We start from the raw sequence: 16,143 nt of genomic DNA, 5'->3' as shown, positions 1-16,143 counted from the left end.
TTTATACCCGCCGGTCAGGCGGTGGATTTCCTGACGTCGGCGGCGATTCTCGTGCGATGATCAGCTAAGAATCGATCTTCGGTCGGCTAACTGCCGATGTGTGTCACGTGGAGAAGGATGAGGGGTGTGCCGACCCGGACCAGACGCCTCGCACTCGGCATCGGTGCGCTCGCCGCAACGCTGATGCTGGCTGGTGCGGGCGCGGGGGTGGCCGTCGCGGACCCCGACGATCCGGCGAACCCGCCCGACACCGGTCAAACCAGCGAACCCACGGCGCCCAGCGAACCTACCCCGGCTCCATCGGCAACGCCCGAGGTGAAGGGCCCGCTGAGCCAGCTGCGCGATCTGCTGCGCGGCCCGCGCTCCATTTTCGGCAACGGACGGCTGCCCGGCCAGCCGCCTCCGACCGTCGAGGCCAAGGCGCCCGGCGCCGAGGAGCCCGAGGTGGTCCTGCTGCCCGGCGAGGGTTCGGGCGAGCCCACGCCGGACTCCCCGCCGCCGGGTGACGTCGTGCCGGTCGAGGGAGTGCCGAAGGAGGAACCACCCGTCGACACCGGCCTGACCGTCGACCCGCAGCCGCGGACGCCGACCGGCCACACCGCCGAGGTGACGCTGCCGTGGTCGAAGCCGTTCACCATCCCGCTGCCCACGCTGCCCGGCACCATGGCGACGCGCTTCTCGATCAACCTCTCCGACCCGCTGACCGCGTACTCGTCGGTCGCGGAGAGCGTCGGCACCTTCAACTCGATGGTGACCACCGCGATCTCCGACGCGGTGGCGCCGTACAACCCGTTCCCCCCGAAGCCGCCGTCACCGACGCTGCGGACCATGGAGGAGGAGCCGGTGACCGACGCGTCCGGCGGCATCGTGTCCGGGGGCGGCGGTGGCGGCGTCCCGGTCACCGACGTGATGCCCAACGTGCCCGTACTGCAGGCGCCTGTCGTGATCCCGGTCCCGCGCATCGGCCCACCGCGTCCCGTCGCGGCCAGGACCGCGCCGGCCGGCGCCGCACCCCGGGTGCTGGCGTCGGGCTCGGCGGGCGCGCGCACCACCGAGGTCACGGGCTCGGTCGCTCCGACCGGCACGGTCCAGGCGGGCCGGCTCCCGTCCGCGGGCGGCACCTCCGCGCTGGGCACCCCCGCATACCGGCAGGGCTTTCCGCAGTACCTGCGCACCGCGCGGGTGGGGGAACTCGCCATGGTCGCGGTGCCCGGCATCGCTGGCCTGCTGGTGCTGACGGCGAGCGGCGGCGTGATCGGCTACCGCCAGGCCGACTCCACTCGATTCGTGCGGGCCGACGCCGCCCGCTTCCTGCAGTAGCCGCCGTGGCCGGGCGGAAGGTCGTCGACCCCTCGGGTGTCACGTGGACCGTGCGACACCGGTGGTATCCGTGGCGGCGCGCCCTGTCGTTCCGGGAGGCCATGACCAACGAGCCCACCACCGAGCCCGCCACGGCACCTGCCGAAGACACCGGGGAATCGACGGAGAAGGAGCACGGCCTCGTCGTCCAGATCGTGCTCGCCGCACTCGGCGTGCTGCTGTGGATCGGGTGGACGGCGGGCCGCGTCGTCGTCTACGCCGGTGCGATCGTGCTGTTCGTCGTGGTCTCGCTCGCCGAGCTGGCCCTGCAACTCGCGGTGCTTCCGGTCGTCCTGCTGCTGCGGTTGATCGGCGTCGTCCGGTGGCCCGTGCAGATCAACCGGGGCGGTACGCACGTACGGACCAGCCGTGCCGACGGTTACGCCGCGGCGGCGGTCCTCCGCGACGAGGTCGCCGCGGACATCGAGCGCGGCGCACTGCCCACACCCGACGGCGTCGACGCGGCGTGATTCGATCCCGCCGTCCGTGGGTAGCTTTGAAGGCTGATGACGCTCGCATATGAGGAATGGCTGACCAGGCAACGGTGGTACGCGGGGCGCGGTCGTGAACTGACCGGCGTGCGCGAGACGCTCTCGGTGTCGCTGAGATCGAACGGCGACCAGGACCTCGACCTCGTGCTGCTCGATGCGGACTACGACGACGGGTCCACTGCCCGCTACCAGGTGGTGGTCCGTTGGGAGGACGGTCCGGAACAGACCGACCCGCAGACCTTCCAGGCGATCGGCACCGACGGGTCCCGCACCGCCTACGACGCGCTCTACGACCCCGAGGCCGGACGCCACCTGCTGGCGCTGATCGACGAGTCTGCGACCGTCGGTCAGATCCGCTTCGCGAAGGAACCCGGCGCGGACCTTCCCGTCGGCGCGACCCCGCGGGTGATGGGCGCCGAGCAGAGCAACACCAGCGTCGTGTTCGGCACGTCCGCGATCTTCAAGGCGTTCCGCCGCGTGACGCCGGGCATCAATCCGGACATCGAACTCAGCCGCGTGCTGGCGCGCGCGGGCAACGCCCACGTGGCCACGCTGCTCGGTTCGATCGACACCGACATCGACGGCGAGCACTACGCGCTGGGCATGGTCACGCGATTCGCGGCCGGCTCCGCGGAGGGCTGGGACACCGCGACCGCCAGCACGCGCGAGCTGTTCACCGAGGGTGGTGCGAGCGCCGACTTCGCCGACGAGTCGCGCGGGCTCGGCGAGGCCGTCGCCTCGGTGCACCGGACGCTCGCCGACGAACTGGGCACCTCGGAGGTCGCGTTCCCGGTGGAGACGCTGGTGCAGCGGCTGCGCGTCGTCGCCGCGTCGGTGTCCGAACTGGCGCCGTACGTCGACCGGATCGAGGGCCGTTACCGCAGGCTCGCCGAGCGCTCGATCACCGTGCAGCGCGTGCACGGCGACCTGCACCTCGGCCAGGTGCTGCGCACGCCGCAGACCTGGCTGGTGATCGACTTCGAGGGCGAGCCGGGGCAGCCGCTGCCGGAGCGACGCAGGCCCGACTCGGCGTCGCGGGACGTCGCCGGGATGCTGCGGTCCTACGAGTACGCCGCCTACCAGCGGCTGATCGAGGGCGGTGACGGCCAGGCCGACGAGCAGCACGTGGCCCGCGCCCGGGAGTGGGCGGACCGCAACCGCGCCGCCTTCTGCGAGGGCTACGCCGCGGCGGCGGGCGTCGACCCTCGGGACGACGCCGACGTGCTCGCGGCCTACGAACTCGACAAAGCCGTGTACGAGGCCGGCTACGAGGCGCGGTACCGACCCGCCTGGCTACCGATCCCGATGGAGTCGATCGCCCGGCTGGTCGATTGACCCGGGCGACGCCGCCGGCTTAGGTCAGCGCGGCGACCGCACCCTGGGCGGGCTTCGGCGTCCAGTCCGAGCGGTACACGCCGAGCGTGTCGTCGGGTGAACCGCTGCCGGTGTTGCGGTCGCGGGTCGTGTAGATGTACGTCGGACCCGCGAAGGACAGCGTCCGCCAGGTGGTCAGGAAGTCGGTGAGGTACGCGGCCTGGGTGGCCTCGTCGACCGCGGAGGTGGGCTGGCCGTACTCGGTGGCCCACACCTTCTTGCCGCCGTCGCCGTAGTTGGCCATCACGCCGTGGATGGCCTCGGCCTGGCTGAACGGGGTGTTGGCGGTGCCGCGGCCGCGGGAGAACTCGTTGTTGTACAGGTACGGGTGGAAGGCCACCGCGTCGAGCGAGCCCTTGGCGCCCGCGGCGTACATCTGGTCGATGAACGTCACCGGGTCCATCGTCAGCGCGAAGAACTGGACGACCGCACCGACGACGCCGCCGATCACGAGTGCCGACGGGTCGGCGCCCTTGATCTTCGGGTAGGCGGCCTTGAGCAGTCCGGCGTACCGGGCCGGCTCGGGTCCCTGCGGGCCCGACGTCCATGACGTGACGGCGTTCGGCTCGTTCCAGATCTCGTAGGCGGCGACCCGGCCGCGGTAGTGCGCGGCGGCCGCGCCGGCGAAGTCGCCGTACGTGGCGGCCGAGTCGGGCGGGCTCGAGATCGCCGGGGTGCCGGGCGTGACGGCCCAGCCGGGCGCGGACACCAGCGTGCCGAGCACCGACATGCCGCGGGCGTTGGCGGCGTCGACGATCAGGTCGACCTTGCCCCAGTCGTACTGACCCGGGTTGGGCTCCATGCCGGCCCACGGCATCATCACGCGGACGGTGCGGACGCCGGTGGCGGTCATCAGGTCGAGGGTGCGGTTCACGTCCTCGGGCGACATCCCGTACAGGTCGGAGTCGGCGAAGCCGATCGTGCTGCCCGAGGTGTTGATCGAGGCCGTCTCCACGTACGGGTAGGCCCGGACGTCCGAGGACGGCGTCAGCGCCGCGGTGGCGGTGGCGGACACCACGGCGACGGTCGCCAGCGCCGTGACGAGCTTGAGCACGTTGCGCACGTTCTCCCCAATCCTTGGTTGCCTAGGCGATGAAACTAACAAACCCGCAGCGTCTCGACCGAATCGGCGACTGCGGGGCCGTCACCTCATCTTCGTCGGCCGCGGGCCGAATCGTTACCGGACGCCGATCCGCAGCAGGCTCGCGGCCGGCGCACAGGTTCGCACGGGGGTAGCGGTGCGTCACTGGTCGACGTGACGATCACCGAGCCGACGACGCCCACGTCCCGGTGGTCCCGGGTGTGGCTGGCAGTGCTGCTGGCCGGGACCACCGTCCTCTACCTGTGGCGGATCACGATCAACGGCATGGGCAACGCCTTCTACGCCGCGGCGACGCAGGCCGGGTCGGCCAACTGGGAGGCGCTGCTGTTCGGGTCGCTGGATCCGCACAACTTCATCACCGTCGACAAGCCGCCGCTGTCGCAGTGGGTGATGGGCCTGTCGGGTCAGCTGTTCGGGTTCGGCAGCGCGAGCATGTTGATCCCCCAGGCGCTGATGGCCGTCGGCGCGGTGGCCCTGCTGTACGCCGCCGTCGCACGCATCGCCGGTCCGACGGCGGGTCTGCTCGCCGGGACGGCGCTCGCCCTGACGCCGGTCGCGGTGCTGATGTTCCGGTTCAACAACCCCGACGCCGCGATGGTGCTGCTGATGACCGCGGCCGCCTACTGCACGGTGCGGGCGCTGGACCGCGACGGCGCCCGCTGGCTCGCCCTCGCCGGGGTGGCCCTGGGGTTCGCGTTCCTGGCGAAGATGCTCGAGGGCCTGATGCCCGCACCCGCCCTGGCCGCGGCGTACCTGCTGGCCGCCCCGGTCGCGTTCCGCACGCGGCTGCTGCACCTGCTCGGCGGCGCCGTGGCCATGACGGCGTCGGCGGGCTGGTTCGTGCTGCTGACGATGTGGTGGCCCGCGTCGTCGCGGCCCTACCTGGCGGGTTCGACCGACAACACCTTCATGAACTTGGTGCTCGGCTACAACGGGCTCAGCCGTCTGATGGGGCGCACCCACGGCGCGGCGGCTCCACCGGCACGGCTGCCCGATGCGGGCGCGTGGGTGGGCCAGGTCCAGGGGCCGGGCCGCCTGTTCGGCGGCGAGTTCGGCTACGAGATCGGCTGGCTGCTGCCCGCCGCGATCGTGGCGCTGGGTGTGGTGCTCATCCTGCGCGGACGTGCCCCCCGTACCGACCGGGTGCGTGCGGCGGCCGTGTTGTTCGGCGGGTGGCTGCTGATCGACGGCGCGGTGCTGAGCTTCATGCACGGCATGATCCATCCGTACTACTCGCTGTCGATCGCGCCCGCGGTGGCCGCGACGTTCGCCCTCGGCGTGCAGCAGACCTGGGCGCGGCGCGAGACGCTCTGGTGCCGGATCGCCCTGGTGGTCCTGCTGCTGGGCACCGGCCTGTGGAGCTGGTGGGTGCTGGGCCGCAACGTCACCTGGCTGCCCGGTCTGCGGTGGGCGATCCTGGTGCTCACCGGTGCGGCCGCGGTCGCGCTGTTCGGCGTGCTGGCGTCTCGGCGGACCGCGCTGGCGGGAGCGCTGGCCGGCGTCGCGGTGGCGGGGGCGCTGGCGGGCAGCGGCGCGTACGCGGTGGCGACCGTCGACACCGCGCATCAGGGGGGTGGGCCCGCGGTCGGGCCGCCGCACACCGGCCACGCCGTCTCGGCGTGGGGCCGGACGAAGGACGACCCGGTGCTGGACGCGATGCTCGAGGCCACCCACACCGAGTGGTCCGCCGCGATCGACCGGTCGAGCAACGCCGCCGCGCTCGAGTTGTCCACCGGCACCGCGGTGATGGCGATCGGCGGATTCGGCGGCACCGACCCGACGCCGACGCTCGGCCAGTTCCAGGACCTCGTCGCCGCGCACCGCGTCACCTACTACGTGACTGCCACCGGCGGCGGGCACCGCGGGTCGACGTCCCACGTCCACGCGGACATCGGGCGCTGGGTGGCGTTCTCCTACACGCCGCGGCGGGTGGGCGACGACCTGGTCTACGACCTCACCGCGCCGGTGCGGACGGGCTAGCGGACCAACCGGCGCAGCAGGGCCGACGCGGTGACCACGCCGACCGCGGCGGCCACCAGCAGCACGCCGACGTCGAGCCAGGTGTTGCCCGGCGTGCCGATCAGCAACGCGCGCAACGCGTTCACCTCGTAGCTCAGCGGGTTGACCGCGGACAGCCACCGCAGCCACTGCGGCATCACGTCGACGGGGTAGAGCGCGTTCGACGCGAAGAACAGCGGCATCGTGATCGCCTGACCGATGCCCATCAGCCGGTCGCGGTTGCGGACCAGCCCGGCCAGCGTCATCGACAGGCATGCGAAGAACGCCGAGCCCAGCACCACGATTCCCATCGCGGCGAGGATCCGCAGCGGGTTGCCGGTGAGGTGAATCCCCATGAGGTAGGCGATGATCAGCACGCCGACCACCTGCGCCACCGACCGCACGCCCGCCGCGAACGCCTTGCCGGTGATGAGCGCCGACGCAGGCGCGGGCGTGACCATCAGCTTGGCGAGGATCCCGGCGTCACGGTCCCAGACGATCTGGATGCCGTAGAAGATCGAGATGAACAGCGCGGACTGGGCGATGATGCCGGGCGCCAGAAACGCCAGATAGGGCACGCCGCCGGTGTCGATGACGCGCAGGTTCGAGAACGTCTGGCCGAAGATCAGCAGCCACAGCGCGGGCTGCACCATGCGGGTGAGGAGTTCGCTGCGATCGTGGCTGAGCTTCTGCAGCTCGACGAGCGCGAAAGCGTTCATCCTGCGCAGCAGGCCCGGCACGCGGCGCAGGCCGCGCGGCGCGCGGACGAGGGTGATGTGGTGGTCGGGGCGAGCGGAGCGCCGGGGAGACGTCTCAGGAGCCGACACGGCGGGCCGTCCTTCTGCTGGAGCGGATCTCGCGCAGCCCCTGCCGGGCGGCGTCGTCGGACAGGTCGGAGCCGGCGTAGTGCCGGAAGACATCCTCGAGGGTCACGTCGGGCGACTCGTCGGTGGCCAGCGACGCCTTGAGGTCGGCCGGCGTGCCGACGGTCTGCAGCGCGCCGTGGTGCATGAGGGCGACGCGGTCGCACAGGGCGTCGGCCTCCTCCATGTAGTGGGTGGTGAGCAGCACCGTCATGCCGAACTCGTCCTGCATGCGCGCCACCTGGGACCAGACGCCGTCGCGTGCAATGGGATCGAGGCCGACGGTGGGCTCGTCGAGCAGCAGCAGCGACGGCCGGTTCACCAGGGCCTGGGCCAGTTCCAGCCGGCGGACCATGCCGCCGGAGTACGTCCCGGCGAGGTTGCCCGCCACGTCGAGCAGGCTCATCGCCTCGAGCGCCTCGTCGACGCGGGCGCGGCGAGAAGCGCGCGGCACGTCGTACAGGCGGGCGAACAGCTCGACGTTCTGCCTGCCCGTCAGCGCCGACTCGATCGAGAGCTGTTGCGGCACATAGCCGATGTTCTGCCGGATGTCGAGGGTGTCGCGCCGGGAGTCCAGGCCGAACACCAGCACGTCGCCGTCCTGGGCGGGCGTCAGCGTGGTGAGCACCCGCACCACCGTGGTCTTGCCCGCGCCGTTGGGGCCCAGCAGCCCCATCGTCTCGCCGGCCCGCACCTCGAAGGTGACGTCGTCGACGGCGACGTGGTCGCCGTAGCGGTGGGTCAGGTGGCGGCAGTCGATGGCCGGTGGCGTCACGGGGCCTCCTCGCGCAGTAGTCGGGTGAGCGTGGCCAGGACGTCCAGCCCGTCGGTGAGGCGGTCGATCTGCTCGTCGTCGAGGCGTCCGAGCGCGGCGGTGAGTGCGGCGCGCCGCGCGGCGCGGGACTCGTCGGCGACGCGCTGGGCGGACTCGGTGAGCGCGAGCCTGCCGACGCGTCGGTCGGCCGGGTCGACGGTGCGCTGCAGCAGGCCGTCGGTCGAGAGTCTGGAGACCAGGGTCGACGCGGTGTTGGGGGCCAGGCCGAGTTCGGCGGCGGCGTGGCGGACGGAGATGCCGGGTTGCCGTCCGACGAGGCGCAGCAGCTCGGCCTGCGACTCGGGCAGGCCGGTTCCGATCGCGGGGCCCGCCGACCGGCGGACCTGGCGGCGGAAGCGCCCGACCGTGCCGAACAGTTCGGCGGCGAGTTCGGTGCGGGTATCCACTCCTGCCACTTTAGCTCTGTTACAGAGTAGGTTCCAGGGCGATTCGTGCACCCGCAGTCGCGCCCACCGCGGGTCCGCGTGCACGAATCCCAGGGTGCAGCGCCACAATGAGCGCATGACCACTGATGGCTCCGACGCCGGGTTCGACGACAACCCCCTCGAACCCTCCGAATCCCTCGACTCCGACGAGGTGCGGAACGACGACGGCGACGAGGTGGTCGACCCACCGGAGCGGTGGATCGAGGCCAAGGACGACGAGACGCTCGACGAGCGGCTCGCCGAGGAGGAGCCCGACGTCAGCGCCGACGGCGACGAGGACGCGCCGACCGACGGCCATGACTCCGACCAGGGCGGCGGCCTGCGGCTGGTCGCCGACGACGAACTCGATCGGATCGACCCCGAGGTGCACGGCACCGAGCGTGGCCAGATCGACGGGACGCCGGAGGACGGCGAGTCGTTCTTCCAGGTGGTCGAGTAGTCAGCCGCGGTAGAACGACGCCGGCGGCAGCGCTCGCAGTCCGCCGCCGGAGGTCGATGCCGCGAACGTGACGTCGGTGCCGGTCGCCTCGCCGTGCAGTTCGAGCGAGCCGACGGTGCGAAACCGCGACAGCACCCCGCTGACGAGGAAGTCGATCCGGTCACCCGGGCCCGGCGACGCGTCGTGCACGCGGGCGCCGAACGCGACCGGTTCGATGCCGGCCAGGTACAGCCACAGCGACGAGTACAGGTGAGCGGGCGTCGACGTCGGCACCACGGCGTGGTGCATCGGCGCGCCGTCGCCGGAGGACGCGAGCAGGAAGTCCTGCCCGCGTCCGCCGCCGTAGGCGTCGGGCACCTTGACGCAGACCGTGCGCGGCACGCCGAGGTCGGTGACCGGGGCGAGTCGCACCAGGGCGTCCCGCCGTCCGGGCACCAGCAGTTCGGTCCCGCCGGGCAGATCGGCGTCGTCGTCGATCTCGAGCGTCGCCGCGAAGACGACGCCCTGCTGAGCGAACAGGCCGCCGACGTCCCCGAGCACGGTGGACAGCGTCGACCTGATCGCATCGGTCAGCATCGTCATCACTCGGGTGCGACGGCCTGCAGCACGATCGTGGTGCGGGCGTCGACGGTGATGGTGCCCGCCGCGCCCACGAACTCCTCATCGCCGCCGTCGGTGCGCACCGTTGTCATCCACCGATCGCCGAACTCGTTCGGCGGCAACGTGAACTCGATCGGCTCGTAGTGGGCGTTGAACAGCAACACGAACGAGTCGTCGATGATCGGCTGGTTGCGGGTGTCCCGGTCGGGGATGCCGTGACCGTTGAGGTAGACCCCCACCGACTTCGCGAAACCGGAACCCCAGTCCTCGCCGGTCATCTCGGTGCCCTCGGGCGTGAACCACGCGATGTCGGGGAGCCCCGCCTCACCGCGCCGGCCGACCGGCTTGCCGCTGAAGAACCTGCGGCGCCGGAACACCGGGTGCTCGGCGCGCAGCGCGGTCACCGTGCGGGTGAACTCGAGCAGCTCCTCGTCGGCGGTCGACCAGTCGATCCAGGTGATCTCGTTGTCCTGGCAGTAGCCGTTGTTGTTGCCGCCCTGCGTACGACCGAGTTCGTCGCCGTGACAGATCATCGGGACGCCCTGCGACAGCAGCAGCGTGGTCAGCAGGTTGCGCTGCTGACGCGACCGCAGCGCGTTGACCTCGGCGTCGTCGGTGGGTCCCTCCACCCCGCAGTTCCACGAGCTGTTGTTGGACTCGCCGTCGTTGTTGTCCTCGCCGTTGGCCTCGTTGTGCTTCTCGTTGTAGGACACCAGGTCCCGCAGCGTGAAGCCGTCGTGGGCGATCACGAAGTTGATCGAGGCGACGGGCCGGCGCGCGGTGTTCTCGTAGAGGTCCGCGGAACCGGTGAGCCGGTAGGCGAATTCGTCGAGCGTCGAGGGCTCGCCGCGCCAGAAGTCGCGGACCGTGTCGCGGAACTTGCCGTTCCACTCCGTCCACTGCGGGGGGAACCCGCCGACCTGGTAGCCGCCGGGGCCGACGTCCCACGGCTCGGCGATGAGCTTGACCTGCGACACCGTCGGATCCTGCTGCACCAGTTCGAAGAACGTCGCCAGCTTGTCGACGTCGTAGAACTCGCGGGCCAGCGTCGACGCGAGGTCGAAGCGGAACCCGTCGACGTGCATCTCGGTGACCCAGTAGCGCAGCGAGTCCATGATCAACTGCAGCGAGTGCGGGTGACCGACGTTCAGGCTGTTGCCGGTGCCCGTGTAGTCCATGTAGTACTTCTTGTCGTCCTCCACCAGGCGGTAGTAGGCCGAGTTGTCGATGCCGCGCATCGAGAGCGTCGGGCCCATGTGGTTGCCCTCGGCGGTGTGGTTGTAGACCACGTCGAGGATCACCTCGATGCCCGCCTCGTGCAGGGTCCGGACCATCGCCTTGAACTCCTGCACCTGCCCGCCGGGGGTGCCGCTGCTGCTGTACTTCGAGTCCGGCGCGAAGAACCCGATCGTGTTGTAGCCCCAGTAGTTCGACAGACCCTTGTCGATCAGCGTCGAGTCGTTGGCGAAGTGGTGCACCGGCATCAGCTCGATGGCCGTGATGCCCATCGACTTGAGGTGCTCGACGATCGCCGGGTGCGCGACGGCCGCGTACGTGCCGCGCATCGCCTCGGGGATGTCGGGGTGGGTCTCGGTGAGGCCCTTGATGTGCGCCTCGTAGATCACCGAGTCGGCGTACTCGTGGTTCGGCGGGCGGTCGATGCCCCAGTCGAAGAACGGGTTGATCACCACGGACTTCGGCATGCTCGCCGCGGAGTCCTCGTCGTTGCGGCTGTCCTCCTCGCCGAAGTCGTAGCCGAACAGCGACTGGTTCCAGTCGAACGTGCCGTCGATGGCCTTGGCGTAGGGGTCGAGCAGCAGCTTGTTCGGGTTGCAGCGGTGGCCCTCGGCGGGGTTGTGCGGGCCGTGCACGCGGTAGCCGTAGCGCTGGCCGGGTTCGATGTTGGGCAGGAAGCCGTGCCAGACGAAGCCGTCGACCTCGGGCAGGGTTACCCGGGTCTCGTTGCCGTCGGCGTCGAACAGGCACAGTTCGACCTTGTCGGCGACCTCGCTGAACAACGCGAAGTTGGTGCCCGAGCCGTCGTAGGAGGCGCCGAGCGGGTAGGCCTTGCCGCGCCAGACCTCTTGAGGGACGGCGTTGGGAGTCGAGACCTGAGTCAAGGGGTCATCCTTCTTGCTGATGTGGTGTCGGTGATCAAGGCACGATACGACGTGCCCGGGTGCTCGAGCATGGTGAGCAGCGCGCCGCTACCGGGGCAGGGGGCGTGACTGCACGCTGTGATCTGCCCGTTTACCGGCCGGTGCAAACCAGCGCACGAGGCGGTGTGGGAACTGTCACCGGCGACAGTTTCCGCTACTAGCCTGCGTAGTAGGGTGCTGACGTGAGCACTCCGTCGACGCTGGCCCGTGGCCTGCGCGGCGGTCTGGTCGGCATCGGCTCCGTGCTGGTCGCCACGTCGGCGCATGCCTTCGCAGGAGGCGGTGTGCCGCAGGGCGGTGCACTCGTCACCGCCGCACTGGCCTGCTCGATCACCGGCGTGGTCGCGGCCGAGGTGAGCGGACGGAGTCGCCGGCTCTGCCTGGCGGCGGTCGTGGTCGCGCTCTGCGTCGGCCAGGCCCTGTCCCACGTGATCTTCGCCGTCACCGGCCACCATCACGCCGGCATGGCGCTGACGCCGTCGATGGCCGGCGGCCACGCGCTGGCCGCCCTCGCACTCGGCGTCGTCATCTGCGCCGTCGAGTATCTCTACGTGGTCGGCGCCACGGTGCTGTCCTGGCTGCGGCTGTTCGCGACGGCCGTCACCCGCCCGGTCTGCCGGCCGGTCCGGCGCACCCGCGCGCGCGTCGTCGTGACGTCGTCGTTCCTGCCCTCGGCGCTGGGTATGCGCGCGCCGCCCGTGGCCTTCGCCCTCTGACTCTCGACGTGCCCTCCGCCGTGTGATCACGGCCGGCGTGGCGGCTTTGGCCGCTCGCGCCTCGCATCGACGACTCCTCTCCGCGGCGCGCCCGTGCGCTGACGCGCTCCCACGCGCCGCCCTGCCTCGAAGGCCCCTGTCATGACGACACCCGTCCCCGTCCCCACCGACCCCGCGCGCCGACGACTCCGCGGTCTGCGCCCGATCCTGCTCCGCCTCCACTTCTATGCCGGCGTCTTCGTCGGCCCCTTCATCCTGATCGCCGCGGTCACCGGGCTGCTCTACGCGCTCGTCCCACAGCTAGACGCGTTCGTCTACCGCGACCAGCTGACGGTCGATCAGGTGGGCGATCAGCGCCTGCCGCTGGCCGATCAGCTCGAGGCCGCCCGCGCCGCGCATCCCGAGGGGTCGGTCGAGAGCATCCGGCCGCCCGACGGCGCCGACGAGACCACGCAGGTGACGCTCGCGGTCGACGACGTCCCGCCCGACTACGCGCGGACGGTGTTCGTCGATCCGTACAGCGGCGAGGTCCGCGGCGCGCTGACGACGTTCGGGCAGTGGATGCCGCTGCGGGCGTGGCTCGACGAACTGCACCGCAACCTGCACCTCGACGCGATCGGCCGCAACTACAGCGAGCTGGCCGCGAGCTGGCTCTGGGTGATCTCGCTCGCCGGTGTCGCGCTGTGGTTCATGCACCGCCGGGACACCAGGAAGCTGAACAGGATCGCCGTGCCGGATCGTGACAAGAAGGACCGCCGTCGCACGCTGTCGTGGCACGGCGCGGTCGGCGTGTGGATCGTGGTGGCGCTGCTCGGGCTGTCGGTCACCGGCGTGACGTGGTCGCGCTACGGCGGTCAGTCGGTCAACGCCGTCCAGGCCCACCTCGACATGACCGCGCCGTCGGTCGACACCGCGCTGGCGGCGGCCGGCCCCGACACCGCGGCCGGGGGACACCAGCACGGCGCGATGCCGGCGGCCACGGGCGGCGACGGGCTGCTGTACGGCGCCGACACCGCACTGCGGACGGCCGGGGACGCCGGCCTGCGGGGGCCGATCTGGATGTATCCGCCCGCCGAGCACGGTGAGGGCTGGCAGGTCGCGGAGAACAAGCGGGACTGGCCCACCCGGTACGACGCGATCTCGGTCGACCCCGACACGGGTGCGGTGACCGACCGGGTGAACTTCGCGGACTGGCCGTTCCTCGCGAAGCTGACCGACTGGGCGATCGGCGCGCACATGGGCATCCTGTTCGGCATCGCCAACCAGCTGGTGCTGGCGCTCGTCGCGATCGGGCTCATCACGATCGTCGTGCGCGGCTACCGGATGTGGTGGCAGCGCAGGCCCACCCGCGGCTCGTCGTGGGCGGTGGGGCGGGCACCGCTGCGAGGGGCGCTGCGCACCCTGCACCCGGTCGCGCTCGCGACCGTCGTGGTGCTGGCCGTCGCGGTCGGCGGAACGCTCCCGCTGTTCGGCATCAGCCTGGCGGCGTTCGTCGTCGTCGATCTCGTGGTCGGCGCCGTGAAGCGGCGGCGGACCGTAGGCGCCGAGGCGACGGTCGAGTCCGCCGATGCGTAGGCCGTGGGCGTTCGCGGTCGTGGCCGTCACGCTGCTGCTCGCGTCCGGTTGCGCCCAGACGCGGGAGGAGTCGATGGCCGCCGGCGTCACCGTCGCCGACCAGTGGGTCAGCGCCGCCGACATGGGCATGGCCGCGATGTTCGGCACGCTGCGCAACGCCGGCGCCCGCGAGGCCCGGATCCTCTCGGGGTCGTCGCCGGCCGCCGGTCGCATCGAGGTGCACGAGGTGGTGCCCGACGTCGGTGGATCGAACGTCATGCAGCCAAAGGCCGGTGGCATCGCGATCCCCGCGGACGGTGCGCACGACCTGACGCCCGGCGGTGACCACGTGATGCTGATGGATCTGGTCGGTCCGCTGCGCCCCGGCACCGACGTCGAGGTGGTGCTGACCTTCGAGGACGGCTCCACCCTGCCCGTGACCGCCCAGGCCCGCGACTTCCCCGGCGCCGACGAGGAGTACCAGCATGGGTAGCGCGGTCACCCGTCGGCGCCTCATCGCGGGTGGGGCCGCCGCGGTGGCGGCGGGTGCCGCGCTGAGCCAATCCGGTAGCGCGCAGTCCGCCACCGTCGGCGGCTTCGGCACCGCCACCGAACCGTTCCACGGCGACCACCAGAGCGGTGTGTTGACCGCGCCGCAGGCGCACTCCTGGTTCGTCGCGCTGGACCTCGCCGAGGTGCCGGGCAGGAGTCCACGCGACGCCCTCCAGGCGATCCTGCGGCTGTGGACGGCGGACGCGGCGCGGTTGACGCAGGGCATCCCCGCCCTCGCCGACACCGAACCCGAACTGGCGCAACGACCCTCGCGACTGACGGTCACCGTCGGCATGGGCTCGGCGCTGTTCGACCGCGTCGGTCTCGGCGGGCTGCGGCCACCGTCGGTGCGGGAGCTGCCCGGCTTCCCAACCGACCGGCTGGACCCGCGGTGGTGCGGGGGAGACCTGCTGCTGCACGTCGGGGCGGACGATCCGATGGTGGTGGCCCACGCCGGCCGCGTGCTGCTGAAGAACGTCCGCTCGATGACGACGCCGAGGTGGCGGCAGACCGGCTTCCGCAACGCCTACGGCGCCAACCGTCCCGGCGGCACCATGCGCAACCTGATGGGACAGGTCGACGGCACGGTCAACCCGACCGACCCCGACCGGCACGTCTGGGATCACGGTGACGCGCAACGCTGGTTCGCCGGTGGCACGGTGCTCGTCGTGCGCCGGATCCGGGCCGAGCTGGACACCTGGGACGAACTCGACCGCGCCGGTAGGGAACTCGTCATCGGGCGCCGCATCGCGAACGGCGCGCCGCTCACCGGGCAGCAGGAGTTCGACGAACCCGACCTGACCGCCACCGTCGGCGGCATCCCGGTGATCCCGCCGAACTCACACGTCGCGCTGGCACGCCCCGTCACCGACGACGAACGATTCCTGCGGCGGCCGTACAACTTCGACGATCCGCCGCCGCCCGGCCGGACCACCGACAGCGGGCTGATCTTCGCGACGTACCAGCGGGATCCGGCGATCCAGTTCGTGCCCGTGCAGCGCCGGCTCGCCGCCGCGGATGCGTTCAACCGGTGGATCACGACGATCGGGTCGGCCGTCTTCGCCGTGCTGCCGGGGGCACGCGAGGGCGGATACCTCGGGCAGTCGCTGCTGGAGTCCTAGCCGGCGACCTCGACGCCCGCGGCGCGCAGCGCGTCCACGGCGTCGGCGGTCGTCGTCGGCGACACCCCCGCGGTCAGGTCCAGCAGGACCCGGGTGGTGAAGCCGGCGGCGGCCGCATCGGCCGCGGTGGCCCGCACGCAATGGTCGGTGGCGATGCCGACCACGTCGACGGTGTCGACGTCGTGGCCGCGGAGCCAGTCGGCCAGCGTCGTGGTCCCGTCGCTCGCCTCGACGCCCTCGAACCCGCTGTAGGCGGCCGAGTAGTGCCCCTTGTGGAACACGGCCTCGACGGCGGACGGGTCGAACGCGGGGTGGAAGTCGACGCCGGAGGTTCCGACCACGCAGTGCGGCGGCCAGGAGTCGCGGAAGTCCGGTTCGTCGGAGAAGTGACCGCCGGGGTCGACGTGGTAGTCCTTCGTGGCGACGACGTGGTCGTAGTCGTGGTGGGCGAGCAGCGCGGTGATGGACTGCGCGACCTCGACGCCACCCTCGACGGCGAGTGACCCGCCCTCGCAGAAGTCGTTCTGGACGTCGACGACGATCAGCGCGCGCATA

Annotated in this window: 16 protein-coding genes; 9 read left to right on the top strand and 7 right to left on the bottom strand. The window is 71.4% G+C overall.

The annotated features are described in order from the left end of the window. The first annotated feature begins 126 nt into the window (after positions 1-126). The 3 genes from AC1MEY_RS21550 to AC1MEY_RS21540 are packed head-to-tail and all read left to right on the top strand — an operon-like array spanning position 127 to position 3,185. Positions 127-1,320 (top strand): hypothetical protein, encoded by a 1,194-nt coding sequence (locus tag AC1MEY_RS21550; protein WP_480227422.1) that lies wholly within the window; start codon positions 127-129, stop codon positions 1,318-1,320. Positions 1,321-1,325: 5 nt separating this feature from the next. Then, on the top strand, positions 1,326-1,829 hold the full coding sequence (locus AC1MEY_RS21545) for a hypothetical protein (protein WP_480227421.1): 504 nt from the start codon (positions 1,326-1,328) through the stop codon (positions 1,827-1,829). A 36-nt stretch (positions 1,830-1,865) separates the two neighbouring features. Then, positions 1,866-3,185, top strand: coding sequence for a maltokinase N-terminal cap-like domain-containing protein (locus tag AC1MEY_RS21540; protein ID WP_480227420.1), 1,320 nt, complete (start codon positions 1,866-1,868; stop codon positions 3,183-3,185). Positions 3,186-3,204: 19 nt separating this feature from the next. Here the strand turns inward: AC1MEY_RS21540 and AC1MEY_RS21535 are convergent, their stop codons facing one another. Then, a complete protein-coding gene (locus tag AC1MEY_RS21535; protein WP_480227419.1) occupies positions 3,205-4,287 on the bottom strand; it encodes a cellulase family glycosylhydrolase in 1,083 nt (360 codons plus the stop codon). A 192-nt stretch (positions 4,288-4,479) separates the two neighbouring features. Here AC1MEY_RS21535 and AC1MEY_RS21530 point away from each other — a divergent pair, with 192 nt between their 5' ends. Then, a complete protein-coding gene (locus AC1MEY_RS21530; protein WP_480227418.1) occupies positions 4,480-6,306 on the top strand; it encodes an ArnT family glycosyltransferase in 1,827 nt (608 codons plus the stop codon). On the opposite strand, the gene AC1MEY_RS21525 is transcribed toward AC1MEY_RS21530, so the two are convergent. The 3 genes from AC1MEY_RS21525 to AC1MEY_RS21515 all read right to left on the bottom strand — a co-directional run bounded on the left by AC1MEY_RS21525 (position 6,303) and on the right by AC1MEY_RS21515 (position 8,408). Then, the gene (locus tag AC1MEY_RS21525; RefSeq protein WP_480231608.1) at positions 6,303-7,043 is read right to left on the bottom strand and encodes an ABC transporter permease; all 741 of its coding nucleotides are present in this window, start codon (positions 7,041-7,043) and stop codon (positions 6,303-6,305) included. The genes AC1MEY_RS21530 and AC1MEY_RS21525 overlap by 4 nt on opposite strands. A 94-nt stretch (positions 7,044-7,137) precedes the next feature. After that, the gene (locus AC1MEY_RS21520; protein WP_480227417.1) at positions 7,138-7,962 is read right to left on the bottom strand and encodes an ATP-binding cassette domain-containing protein; all 825 of its coding nucleotides are present in this window, start codon (positions 7,960-7,962) and stop codon (positions 7,138-7,140) included. Next, positions 7,959-8,408: a MarR family winged helix-turn-helix transcriptional regulator gene (locus AC1MEY_RS21515; protein WP_480227416.1), complete on the bottom strand. Its 450-nt coding sequence runs from the start codon at positions 8,406-8,408 to the stop codon at positions 7,959-7,961. The genes AC1MEY_RS21520 and AC1MEY_RS21515 overlap by 4 nt, the downstream gene beginning before the upstream one ends. A 115-nt stretch (positions 8,409-8,523) precedes the next feature. On the opposite strand from AC1MEY_RS21515, the gene AC1MEY_RS21510 reads away from it, so the two are divergent. After that, positions 8,524-8,886: a hypothetical protein gene (locus tag AC1MEY_RS21510; protein ID WP_480227415.1), complete on the top strand. Its 363-nt coding sequence runs from the start codon at positions 8,524-8,526 to the stop codon at positions 8,884-8,886. Here AC1MEY_RS21510 and AC1MEY_RS21505 read toward each other — a convergent pair whose 3' ends face one another. Both AC1MEY_RS21505 and glgX read right to left on the bottom strand, forming a co-directional pair. Next, complete coding sequence (locus tag AC1MEY_RS21505) at positions 8,887-9,468, bottom strand: hypothetical protein (RefSeq protein WP_480227414.1); 582 nt, start codon at positions 9,466-9,468, stop codon at positions 8,887-8,889. Then, complete coding sequence (gene glgX / locus AC1MEY_RS21500; protein WP_480227413.1) at positions 9,468-11,606, bottom strand: glycogen debranching protein GlgX; 2,139 nt, start codon at positions 11,604-11,606, stop codon at positions 9,468-9,470. Before glgX ends, AC1MEY_RS21505 begins: the two co-directional genes overlap by 1 nt. A gap of 221 nt (positions 11,607-11,827) precedes the next feature. On the opposite strand from glgX, the gene AC1MEY_RS21495 reads away from it, so the two are divergent. From AC1MEY_RS21495 to AC1MEY_RS21480, 4 genes are all read left to right on the top strand, one after another. Continuing rightward, positions 11,828-12,361 (top strand): hypothetical protein, encoded by a 534-nt coding sequence (locus AC1MEY_RS21495; RefSeq protein ID WP_480227412.1) that lies wholly within the window; start codon positions 11,828-11,830, stop codon positions 12,359-12,361. 141 nt (positions 12,362-12,502) lie between these two features. Beyond that, entirely contained in the window at positions 12,503-13,936 is a 1,434-nt protein-coding gene (locus AC1MEY_RS21490; RefSeq protein WP_480227411.1) for a PepSY-associated TM helix domain-containing protein, read from the top strand. Beyond that, the gene (locus AC1MEY_RS21485) at positions 13,929-14,408 is read left to right on the top strand and encodes a copper chaperone PCu(A)C (RefSeq protein ID WP_480227410.1); all 480 of its coding nucleotides are present in this window, start codon (positions 13,929-13,931) and stop codon (positions 14,406-14,408) included. The genes AC1MEY_RS21490 and AC1MEY_RS21485 overlap by 8 nt, the downstream gene beginning before the upstream one ends. Then, positions 14,401-15,588 (top strand): Dyp-type peroxidase, encoded by a 1,188-nt coding sequence (locus AC1MEY_RS21480; RefSeq protein WP_480227409.1) that lies wholly within the window; start codon positions 14,401-14,403, stop codon positions 15,586-15,588. The genes AC1MEY_RS21485 and AC1MEY_RS21480 overlap by 8 nt, the downstream gene beginning before the upstream one ends. On the opposite strand, the gene AC1MEY_RS21475 is transcribed toward AC1MEY_RS21480, so the two are convergent. Then, entirely contained in the window at positions 15,585-16,142 is a 558-nt protein-coding gene (locus tag AC1MEY_RS21475) for an isochorismatase family protein (protein ID WP_480227408.1), read from the bottom strand. The two genes, AC1MEY_RS21480 and AC1MEY_RS21475, sit on opposite strands and share 4 nt — an antisense overlap. Position 16,143 lies beyond the last annotated feature (1 nt).

Source organism: Mycobacterium sp. PTI7 (assembly GCF_056679845.1).
The sequence above is the reverse complement of the archived record's forward strand: the minus strand, read 5'-3'. Positions and strand labels throughout refer to the sequence as shown.

What these genes read in the sequence shown, in the direction of transcription:
- AC1MEY_RS21510 (WP_480227415.1), top strand. Translation starts at nt 8,524, where the DNA reads ATGACCACTGATGGCTCCGACGCCGGGTTCGACGACAACCCCCTCGAA.
- AC1MEY_RS21490 (WP_480227411.1), top strand. Translation starts at nt 12,503, where the DNA reads ATGACGACACCCGTCCCCGTCCCCACCGACCCCGCGCGCCGACGACTC.
- AC1MEY_RS21525 (WP_480231608.1), bottom strand. Translation starts at nt 7,043, where the DNA reads ATGAACGCTTTCGCGCTCGTCGAGCTGCAGAAGCTCAGCCACGATCGC.
- AC1MEY_RS21540 (WP_480227420.1), top strand. Translation starts at nt 1,866, where the DNA reads ATGACGCTCGCATATGAGGAATGGCTGACCAGGCAACGGTGGTACGCG.
- AC1MEY_RS21485 (WP_480227410.1), top strand. Translation starts at nt 13,929, where the DNA reads ATGCGTAGGCCGTGGGCGTTCGCGGTCGTGGCCGTCACGCTGCTGCTC.
- AC1MEY_RS21475 (WP_480227408.1), bottom strand. Translation starts at nt 16,142, where the DNA reads ATGCGCGCGCTGATCGTCGTCGACGTCCAGAACGACTTCTGCGAGGGC.
- AC1MEY_RS21480 (WP_480227409.1), top strand. Translation starts at nt 14,401, where the DNA reads ATGGGTAGCGCGGTCACCCGTCGGCGCCTCATCGCGGGTGGGGCCGCC.
- AC1MEY_RS21505 (WP_480227414.1), bottom strand. Translation starts at nt 9,468, where the DNA reads ATGACGATGCTGACCGATGCGATCAGGTCGACGCTGTCCACCGTGCTC.